A 3,043-nucleotide genomic window follows, 5' to 3' on the forward strand; every position below is an offset into this window, starting at 1 on the left:
CAGCCGCCGCAGCCCCGCCTGCACATGCTCGGCCTCGGTCACCGCGTCGGCGAGCCGGCCGGCCTCGAAGCGCCGTACCCGCCCCTCGCCACACAGCAGCACGTGCACCCGCCCGTCCAGCACGGCCAGTTCGACCAGCCGCGCGTCCCCGAGCCGCGCCAGCAGCCGGGTCGGGTCGAAACGGTCACCGCCGCCGGGCGCCTCGCCGCGCAGACCCAGGGTGCGGGAGCGGATCTCCCGCTCCAGGCGCCGCTGCTCCCGCTCCAGGGCGGGGACGGGGTGCCCGTCCCGGCGGGCGGCCTCGGCGCGGGCGGCGATCTCCCGGAACGCGGTCAGGCCGCTGAGCAGGTCGTGGTCGGCGGGCGGCCGGGTGGGCGGCGCGGACAGCACGGTGGCCCGCCAGCGCTCGCTCCACACCAGCAGACGCCGCGGTTCACCGGAGGCGAGCGCCGCCTCCTGGGCGAGCGCGGCCAGCTCGGCGCCCTGCGCGGTGGCCCGGGCGCGCAGCTCCGAGGCGCCCAGCGTCATCCGGTGGTCGTCGAGCACGTCCAGTCCGCGCCGGCACGCCTCCAGCACGCCCCGCCCCGAGCCGGCCGCCCGGGCCCGCAGCGCCTGCGCGGCCCACCCCGTCATCCGGGCGAGCGGCGGCCCGACGTGCCGGCTGCGCGCGGCGACCGCCAGATGCGTCTCGGCGTCCGCCGGCCGGCCCAGGGCGAGCGCGATCCGTCCCGCCAGCAGCGAGGCCTCCGGCGCGGCCGGCGAGCCGAAGGAGTCCAGCCGCTCGGCCAGTGCGGCCGCGTCCGCGACCAGCCGTCCCGAGCGGCGTCCGGTGGCGGCCCGCGCCTCGATCAGCACCAGCCGGGCGTGCGCCTCCCACCAGGCGCGCTGCTGCCCGGCGAACAGCCGTACGGCCGCCGCGGCGCGCGCGATCGCCGTGTGCGGGTCGTCCGCCAGCCGCGCGGCCCGCGCCGCGGCCAGCAGCAGCTCCGCCTTGCGGGTCGACTGACCGCCGATGCCGTCCAGTTCGGCGATCGCCGCGTCCGCCCCGGCCAGCGCCTCGGGGGCGAGCCCGGCCGCCATCAGGACCTCGCAGCGCCGGATGTCGAGCATGAACGTGGGCGTGCCGAGCTCGGCGTACCGCTCCTCGGCCTCGTCCAGCAGCCGCAGCGCCGCCGGGATGTCGCCCTGCCGGAACGCCGCCAGGCCCCGGCTCTCCACGGCGTCGGCCTTGTCGTGCTCCTGGCCGGTGGTGTCCCACAGTGCCTGGGCCGCGGTGAAGTCGGCGTCCGCCCGCTCCACCGCGCCCAGCGCCAGGTGCACGGTGGCCCGCAGCGTCAGCGCCCGCGCCGTCCAGATCACGTCGCCGGCCTGCCGCAGTACGGGAATCGCCCGCCGTACGTCCTCCAGCGCCTCGCGGTGCCGGCCCAGCACCCACCACACGTACGCCCGCCGGTACAGCACCCGCGCCCGGGTGTGTCCCGTCCCGCGCGTGACCCCGCGCTCGAACGCCGCCAGCCCCTGCCGCGTGCGCCCCGCGTGCACCAACGCAACCCCGAGGGTGGCCAGGACGTCGGCCTCCCGCTCGGCCGAGTCCGCCCGCGCCGCCAGGTCCCGGGCCCGCCGCAGATGCCGCAGCGCCAGGCGCAGATCGCCGAAGTCCCGCTGCCAGATGCCGATCACCTGGTGGGCGACGGAGCCGTGCAGCGGCGGCGGGCCGGCGTCGAGCAGCCCCCGGGCCCGCGCCAGGGCCTCGCCGGGGGCGGCGAACACCATGGGCAGCAGTTCGAGGACCGAGGCGCTTCCGGCTGTCACGCGTCGGATGGTAGTGGGCCGGTGGTGCCCCTGTAACCGCGTCGGGCGGTCCTGACGCTGTATCAAGCGGGTCCCGCTCGGCTCTGACTGACGAACCACCGCACCAACGGGAGGACACGCCGTGGCACCTCAGCGATTCCGTGAGCAGTTCGACCAGATCCAGCGCTCGATGCCGGACGTGCCGCTGGCGATGGGCCCGGACGACTCGGCCGAGTTCTTCTACGAGAAGGGCGTCGTCCTTGCCCGCGACGGCGAGGAGGCCCGCCTCGTCGAGGACACCGTCCGCGCGCACTTCACCCGGGCGCCCGGTCTGACCGCCGACCGCGTGCGCCGGGCGGGCCCCGAGACCAACCGCACCGGCATCACCCGCATCCAGGTCGGCGACCCGGGCCACGGCGACCGCGGCGGCGACCGCGCCGTGGCGCACGCGCTGCGCGCCCTGCGCGCGCACGAGGGCCGGGCCGGACGGCGGCTGGTCAGCCGCAACCACGTGGTGTCCATCGCGGTCAACGCCTGCCCCGGCGACGAGCCCGTGCCCGCCCCGCTCGCCCAGGGCACCAACCCGGCGCCCGCCGAGACCGCCTACGACGAGGACACCGCCGTCGGCGTCCTCGTCGTCGACACCGGCCTCATGCACGACCACCGCGCGGTCCCGCTGCTGGCCCACGTCCAGGGCGACGCCCAGGTGGAGGAGACCGACGACACCGGAGTCCTGCGGCAGTACGCCGGCCACGGCACGTTCATCGCGGGGCTGGTCGCGGCCGTCGCACCCAACACCGACATCACCGTGCGCGGCACCCTCGACGACGCCGGGGCCGTCCTGGAGTCCGACTTCGGGCACAGGCTCTTCGAGGCCGTCGACGCCGGCGGCTGGCCCGACATCATCAGCCTGTCCGCCGGCACCTCCAACGGCCGCACCGACGGGCTGCTCGGCGTCGACGCCTTCATGCGGGAACTGCGTGCCCGGGGCACCCTCCTCGTGGCGGCCGCCGGCAACAACGGCAGCGCCACCCCGTTCTGGCCCGCCGCCTACGCCGGCCTGCCCGAATACGCCGGCTCCGTCCTGTCCGTCGGCGCCCTGCGCGGCGACGGCGAACACGGCGCCTGCTTCAGCAACCACGGCGCCTGGGTGAAGGCGTACGCCCCCGGCGAGCGGCTGACCGGCGTGCTCACCGGCTTCGAGACGCCCGTGCCGTACGTCTACCAGCACTCCACCTACGACGCCTGCCGG

General features: G+C 77.1%; 2 protein-coding genes. One reads left to right on the plus strand and one right to left on the minus strand.

Annotated features, from left to right (window positions below; genetic code table 11):
* A partial coding sequence (locus tag RH94_RS19565) for a tetratricopeptide repeat protein (RefSeq protein ID WP_234425895.1) occupies positions 1 to 1,773 on the minus strand: 1,773 nt, incomplete at its 3' end.
* A gap of 160 nt (positions 1,774 to 1,933) precedes the next feature.
* Between RH94_RS19565 and RH94_RS19570 the strand changes: the two genes are divergently transcribed.
* Positions 1,934 to 3,043, plus strand: a 1,110-nt coding sequence (locus RH94_RS19570; protein ID WP_234425883.1) for a S8/S53 family peptidase, incomplete at its 3' end; no start/stop codon positions are given.

This window comes from Streptomyces kebangsaanensis, assembly GCF_001906585.1.
Classification (GTDB): Bacteria; Actinomycetota; Actinomycetes; order Streptomycetales; family Streptomycetaceae; genus Streptomyces; species Streptomyces kebangsaanensis.